General features: G+C 59.6%; 5 protein-coding genes. 2 read left to right on the top strand and 3 right to left on the bottom strand.

From position 1 onward, the window contains the following. On the bottom strand, positions 1-1,013 hold a 1,013-nt coding region (locus VHD36_15505), incomplete at its 3' end, for a hypothetical protein (GenBank protein ID HVU88727.1). A 210-nt stretch (positions 1,014-1,223) separates the two neighbouring features. On the opposite strand from VHD36_15505, the gene VHD36_15500 reads away from it, so the two are divergent. Then, complete coding sequence (locus VHD36_15500) at positions 1,224-2,741, top strand: protein kinase (protein HVU88726.1); 1,518 nt, start codon at positions 1,224-1,226, stop codon at positions 2,739-2,741. A gap of 47 nt (positions 2,742-2,788) precedes the next feature. Beyond that, positions 2,789-4,912 (top strand): alpha/beta fold hydrolase, encoded by a 2,124-nt coding sequence (locus VHD36_15495; GenBank protein ID HVU88725.1) that lies wholly within the window; start codon positions 2,789-2,791, stop codon positions 4,910-4,912. 61 nt (positions 4,913-4,973) lie between these two features. Here the strand turns inward: VHD36_15495 and VHD36_15490 are convergent, their stop codons facing one another. Both VHD36_15490 and VHD36_15485 read right to left on the bottom strand, forming a co-directional pair. Further along, on the bottom strand, positions 4,974-5,618 hold the full coding sequence (locus VHD36_15490) for an HD domain-containing protein (GenBank protein ID HVU88724.1): 645 nt from the start codon (positions 5,616-5,618) through the stop codon (positions 4,974-4,976). Between the two features lie 48 nt (positions 5,619-5,666). Next, complete coding sequence (locus VHD36_15485; GenBank protein HVU88723.1) at positions 5,667-6,989, bottom strand: PepSY domain-containing protein; 1,323 nt, start codon at positions 6,987-6,989, stop codon at positions 5,667-5,669. Between the last annotated feature and the right edge of the window lie 304 nt (positions 6,990-7,293).

Below are 7,293 nucleotides of genomic sequence, written 5' to 3'. Positions count from 1 at the left end.
GGGAGGTACTCAAACAACAACCCGCTCGTCCACCCAATGCCATACAACCGTTTGTCGTCGGAGCTTAGGGCCAGCGCGAAGGGATTGTTATGGGTGCGATCGGTCTCAGTGCCGAACAGCGGAACTGTGACGTTCAACTTTTCGAGTTTGTCGTCTTTTGGCGAATAGCGCACGACGTCGCCATGCACCGTGAACGTGATACCGCGCCCATCCTTGAGCGTTGCGATGGTCCGCGAAGGGTAGCCCAGTATTGCGCCCTTGTCAGCAGTTTTCTTTGTCTTGATGTCATACACGACGAATCGCCCGGTCGGATGAAGGATGCAATAGACCTTGCCAACGCGTTCCGCCAACGCCAGGCTCATGATGCTCTCGTGAGGGGCCAGAATGCCGAGATCGGTTGCTTTGTGGCTCCGCGTATCGTAGGTAACGAGATGGCCGCCGGCATAATCCTCGGGCGACTTCTGGAACTGATCGAGCGTGTTCCAGTCGTAGGAATGAGTGCCGAACCACGCGACACCGTCATGGTCGAAGCAGATTTGCGAGTGAATCTTGCTCTGGGGAAAGGTCTTGGCACCCAGTTCGCCGCAAACTTCCTGCATGTCGGCAAGGATTTCTTGCTTCCTGGTCTTGGGATCCAGGGCAATAAGTTTCGCGCCGATCTTCACGGCGTTGCACGTGCCCGCGTAGACGCGACCGTCCGGCCCTTCGCTCATCGCGGAAAACATTTCCAGACAGTGCGCTTCTTCAGGCCAGGCGGTGCGCTCGACCTGGAGCAATTTATCTTCGACCTGGGCTCCCGCCTGACGGGCGCTGAACAAAAGAGCGAGTCCGATAAACAGCTTCAAGCGCGCCGGTTTGAACGAGGAAAGACCGATTCGCTTCATGACCGATGGGTACCTTCGCGTGCATCGAACAGAAGGAACGTAACCATAGCCCTTGGAAAGGAGGAAACGCGCGGCTTGCCCCTCCGTCTCCAAAGCACGAGTCTCCCCACAAGGCCGCCAAGAGGTCACGCGTGGCGCGCACTATAACCGTCCCATACGACGATTACAATTTCTGAACGTATCGAGGTCGCGCGGCCCTATCGGTGCCCGGATCATTGGATGTGGTATCATAGGGCCGCGTGGATCGCGTCGAGGCGAATTTGATTACCGGGGGCAAAACGAGGTGATGCCATGACTTTCGAAGCTGTTGCCCGAGGTGTTCTCGGCACCGAGTAGCGTATGGCAAACACACGCGAGAAAAGAGCCGCAGCAGCACGCGAATTATTCGCTTCCCTTTCACTTCCAAGCTGGCGCGAGATCGCTATAACAAGGCCGCAGGGAGGGCACGCTGGAACTGTGGTTGTTGAACGCTCCGACGGCGCTAGAGGGGTCTTCCGCTGTCTTCCCACAAATGCCGAGCCAATACTCGTTGAGCGATTTCATCGAGAGTTGCGCATTCTTGCCGAGCTCCGACATCCGAATGTAATGGAATTGCTTGACTGCACGGCATCCGAGGCCTGCTGGTATATCAGCCGTCTCGGGGAACCGTTCAACCTCTATTGGGAGCGGCGGCGTGAGGCCTTGATCGATGCACCAGAGGACGCTGTTTCTGAAGCAGTACAGCTGCTGCGGTCGGTTGCCGCAGGCTTGGCGGAGTGCCATGCTCGAGGGATCGTGCATCGCGACATAAAACCGCAAAACTTGGTCGTGATGAATGACGGCGTCGCGGTCACACCAGTGCTCATTGATTTTGGAGTTGCGCACGTCGACGACGAGCAGCGTATCACGCCGCTCGATGAAGCGGTCGGCAACACGCGGTACAGCCCAAGTCGTATGCAATGGCGGCTGGAAACGGTTTCGTCTTGGTTCGATATCTTCGAAGTCTGCCAGGTGATGCTGTGGATGCTCCAGGCCGAGCTGCCGGCCAAACACTACTGGCAGCGGCCGGTGGACTGGCGCTTCGTGCGTTTCGATGAAAGGCTGCCCCCACGGACAATACAAAAGCTGCAAGCCATCGCGGCACAGTGCAACGCGGAAGAGTTGTCGCCAAAGGATGGGCGTGCCCTAGTCGAGTTAATCGGTCTATACTTTCCCCGCAAAACGCCACCAACGCCCGCCAACCCGACAATAAACGGCGAGGGAATTCTTAGCGGATTAGCTGACGCGGCTGCAATCGATGCACTGCGAAAAGAAGAAGACCGGCGTGTTATCGAATCGGCATACCCCGCTGCGGTCGCTTTCGCCGAGATAGTCAGAGACTCCATATGGGGCCTCGTGCGCAGGCTAGAGGTAGAGCTACCGCAATGCACGATCCGTAATAAAAAGGACGGCGATTTCGGCAGTGGTCGTGAACCACTGCTCACCGACACAAAACAATCGAGTGCGCAGATTCTCGAATTTTGGATCGAGGCAGCCGGTCGCCCGCACCGCGGATTTGCCGTTCGCATGTTCGTCCAGCTTAATCGCCCAAGTTCAGCTGGATGGGCTCAATTAAATAAGGGTGCGAATCCGTTCGTCTTTACACTCGGAGTGAGTAGCCTTCGCGCCCCCGTGAATCTCGATATCGATGCGATCCTCACCCTGCATAGTGACGGCCGCATTGTGCTCAGAGAGACTAGAAGGTGGGATCGCCCGCACGATCAGCAACGTATTCCCGCCGAAGGAATTCCAGTTTCGGTGCACGACATTGCGGAGCGACTCGCAGCTTGGTGTGTTGATCCAGATATTTGGGAAATTGTTGGGCGAGAATACGCGTGACATTGCGATTGCGGGGACGCACCGTTGAAAGCAGGAGCGAAAAATCAATGAACGTACAAACTGAGCGGCGCATGTGGGCGTGTCACCTTTTGCGCCGCCCGCCTCCCGAGTCCTCGCGACGCCTATGTAAAGGAGTGCGCCTCACGGCTGTTATCGGTTGCGTAGTAATCGTCGGTTCCGCGCCAGTTATCGCGGACACAACTCTGATCCCGCGCCGTGCTCTCTTTGCCGACGCCGACCGGCCCGTCGCTGCGCTGAGTCCTGATGGGGAGCGGATTGCTTACATCGAGATTCAGGACAACTCGCGATCGGCCTGGGTCGCGCCCGTGGACGATCCCGAAGCGCGAACGCGCGTGACGCTACTCGAAAACGGCGAACCATCGGGTCTTTGGTGGTCGGCCGACGGAAAGCGCCTGCTCGTACAACAGCAGGTCCGCGACGGTGTGCGGCTCGCAAGTTGCGAGTCCTCGGGCGCTTCACCGATCGACCTGACGCCCCTTCGCGGCGTCAGTGCGCGACTCGAGCGATTGAGCAGCGAGCTGCCTGGGCAGGCACTCGTGGCGCTTAATGATCGCGATCCGCGGGTTCACGATCTGTGGAAAATCGATCTGATCACCGCGGAAAAATCGCTTGTCATGGAACGTACGAAGGAGTTCCGCACCGTGTACTTCGACGCGCGCTTCCGGCCGCGCGTTGCCGAGAAGGTCGGGCCTGAGGGAAAGCTCGAGCTGCTGCAACGCGCCGCGACCGGCGATGACGACAAGTGGGTGCCCGTGCGAACGCTCGACAAGGATTGCTCCAATACCGGGCGCGCCCCCGGCTCTGGTGTTCAAGGTGTCGTCGGCGTTGATGCGGCGGGCGAAGTTCTGTATCTGGTCGACAATACGGGCCGCGACAAGTCGGCACTGCTGGCCGTCGAGCTGGCGACCGGGCGCGAAACCGTGTTGGCCACCGACGCCGATGCCGATATGCGTCCCGTAGCAGTTGTTGATCGGATGACGGGGCGTGTGTTGTCCGCCACAGCGCAATTCGACCAGCTACGCCGCTACGTGATCGACGAATCGGTGCGCGCCGACTTTGCGCCACTCGAAAAACACTTCGGCGGACCGGTTGGCACAGTGGGGATCAGCGTCCAAGATCGGGCCTGGCTGGTCGTTCCTCTCGACGGGGGACCAGCGCGATTTCACGTGTACGAACGGTCGCAGAAAACCGTCCGGCCGCTCTTTTCGGCATACCGCGCGCTCGATCGATTTCCCATGGCGAAGCGGTTCGCGCATGTGGCCACGACGCGCGACGGCCTTCGCCTGCCATGCCATCTGTATTTGCCTCCGGGAAGCGATGCCAACGGCGACGGCTTGCCCGACGCGCCGACGCTCTTGTACGTCCACGGCGGTCCCGACGCGGCGTACCCGTGGGACAGTTGGCTTACCAACCGCTGTTTGCAGCTGTTGGCAAACCGCGGCTACGCGGCGCTGCGCGTCGAGTTTCGCGGCGCCGGCGGCTTTGGCAAGTCGTTCATGGAGCAAGGCTGGCGCGAGTGGGGAGGTAAGTCGCAGCAAGACCTCGTCGATATGGCGCACTGGGCCGTCGACCAGCGCATCGCCGAGCGAGAGAAAATCGGCATCTGGGGTTGGTCTTTCGGTGGGCTTTCCACGTTCGCCACGCTGGCCTTCTATCCCGACGAATTCGCCTGCGGAATGTCCATGTATGGACTATCGGATCTGGAACGGTTTGCGCGCCGCATGAACGTGTTGTGGCGCGACACCGCACAGCGCATCGGCGATCCTCAGACGCCCGACGGGCTCGAGCTGTTGCGTCGCCAGTCGCCGCTCGGTTCGGCCGAACGCGTGAAGAGCCCGCTCTTGGTGACACACGGCGGCAAAGATGCCGTGGTTCCCAAGCAGCACTCCGATCTTTTCGTTTCGGCACTTGAGAAGCATGACAAAGACGTGACCTACCTCGTCTATCCCGACGAAGGACACGACTATAGTCAGCCAGAAAGCTGGATCTCGTTCTGGGCAGTCGCCGAACGATTCCTGCACCAGCATCTGGGTGGCCGCTTCGAGCCAGCGACCGACGACTTCGAAGGTGCAAACCTGCAGGTCCCTGCCGGGTCGGAACGCATCCCCGGACTGGCGCCCTATGCGAAACCTAGATCGGGAGATTCTTGAGAGGCGATCGATCTGAATAGAACGGCTTTGCTGTGAGCGGATTTCACTCGGCAAGGTTTTCCTATTCGGAGTCTGAAAAGGGGGACGCCGCGATCAAGTCGCAGGCGTTCGGACTTCGAAAGCCGGTGATGTAGCGTTCACACACGCCGGCGTTGACGGTGCCGTAGGTAGTTTCCGGCTTGTGGGCAAAGCCAGCGAAGTACTCCTTGATGAACTCTTCTCGGAAACGCTTGCGAGGATAGCGGGCGACGATTTCATCGCGCAACTCCGCGGGAAACTTATCGAATCCACTTCCGAGCACGTCGAGACCGACGCCCGTATAGAGCAGAGCCACCTCGGGACGCATGTGATGAGTGACGCCCGGAGTCGTGTGTAGGGCAATGGCTTGCCAGACGGTTTCCAGACGCACTTCAGGAACGTTACGTGCGGTAAGGAACTCTCGGGCGGCGTTTGCACCATCGACCTCGAAGCGTTCGTCCTGGCTCGAGAACTGCTTGGTCAGACCGAGATCGTGAAATACCGCGGCGATATAAAGGAGTTCCGCGTCGAAGCGCAGATTTTGTTGACGGCCCTGCTCGGCCGCGAACAAATAGACGCGCAGGGAGTGATTAATAAGTAGCTCGGTGGAGTATTCGCGCAGGATGCCCGTGGCCTCGTTCGCAAGCTGCGAATCGGGGATGGCGAGGGCGGACGACGGATTTGACATGATCTACCTGCCTTCGTTTAGATCAGTTTTTCGAAATCACGGCATTCGTCACCTTCGCAAGCGCGACAGCAGTTGCTCTCCCAACAGCACCGCCACCACCGAAAGGCCGAGGGCCGGAAGCAGAAGGCTCGTGCCGATGACGGTGGCGACAAGCCAGCGGGGGCGGCGGGCATCCACGCGACGGGGAAGACCGAGGCGGCCCGTCGGGCGGCGCTCCCACCACATCCAAATGCCGGTTACGGGAGCCGCCATGAGGATCAGGCACGTCACGAACCACAGAATCTTGCTCGGCAGTCCCCAAATCGTGCCGACGTGCAGAGGAAAATTCCACGTTCCCAGCCAGTAAAACATCTTCGTCTGACTGTTGTAACGATCCTCCAGGATCTCGCCTGTGGCGCGGTCCATGAACAGGATCTCGTTGACCCCCGGGCCGCGCTCGTTGTTGGCTGTCACCAGGTATACCGCGTTCGGGGCCCGCGGAAACCAGATGCTCAAGTTGTTGCCCGGCATCCTTTGCTGCGCGATTTCCACGATCCGATCGATTGCCACCTCGGGGGCCTCGGGCGGAGACTTCGACGGCATCGGTTTGGAAAACATGTCGTAGGCGTCGGTCTTCCGCGCGGCGTATTGAAAACCGCTGCCCCACACGTAGGTATAGATCAGGCCGGTCAGTGCGATCACGATCGCGATCACGGCCACGTAGATGCCGCTTACAGTGTGCAAGTCGCGCAGGATCACATAAGGCTTGCGCCGCAATCGCGGTAGCCACACGCCCCACACTTGATTCGCTTTCCGCGGCCACCACAGATAGATGCCCGTCACGGCGAGCACGATCGTCCAGCAAGTGGTGAGTTCGACGATGATCCGGCCCGTCGTTCCCAGAAACAATGTTCGGTGCAGATCGAGCACGATGTCGGAGAAGCCTCCCTTCTCGATAGAACCGAGATAGTGCCCGCGATACGGATCGACATAACCGAACTGGAAGGTTTTGCCTCCCATGGCCAGGGCGGTGGCCCGCTTGGGGTTCATGAACACTTGCATCAACCCGATCTTATAGTCCGGGCCAACAGCGGCGCGGGCCGCAGCCAATTGCTGCTCGTACGAAGCGCGCTCGGTTGCCGGTTCGACATACGTTACTCCCGGATGCAGCACGCCCTCCAGCTCGTCCTTGAAGATGTAGAGCGCACCCGTGGCCGAGACCACGATCAGCACCGGCGCGATAATCATTCCCGCATAGAAATGCCAGCGCCAGATGATGCGATATAGCCGGTCGCCCGAACGCGACGGCCGAGGGGCGGAGGGGGGCGGATGGCCCACACCGCGATCGCCAGGCACGACGGTCGTCGATTGTTCGAGTGACGTGATGCTCATGCGGCCGGCTCGCTGCTCCGCGGGGCGTCAATTTGCCGCCGTTACATGGGCCGCTTCCTGAAAGCGCTCCGAGCAACGTGTGAGATCCCCGGTTTGCTCATGTGCGATTTCCGCGCGGCTTGCTCGGCCCTTCATGCAGATCGCGGTGGCAAGTTAGTGCATCCAATATGATGGCTTTGGAGAGCGCGGCGATCAACCTTATGCCATTCTCGTGTGGATCGCGGCAAATTGCGAACGTCTTATACCTGATTGCCTGGGGCTGGCGGCACAGCCATCAGAATATCGGAAGGTACGGCCGACGCCT

This window comes from Pirellulales bacterium (assembly GCA_035546535.1).
Classification (GTDB): Bacteria; Planctomycetota; Planctomycetia; order Pirellulales; family JACPPG01; genus JACPPG01.
The sequence above is the reverse complement of the archived record's forward strand: the minus strand, read 5'-3'. Positions and strand labels throughout refer to the sequence as shown.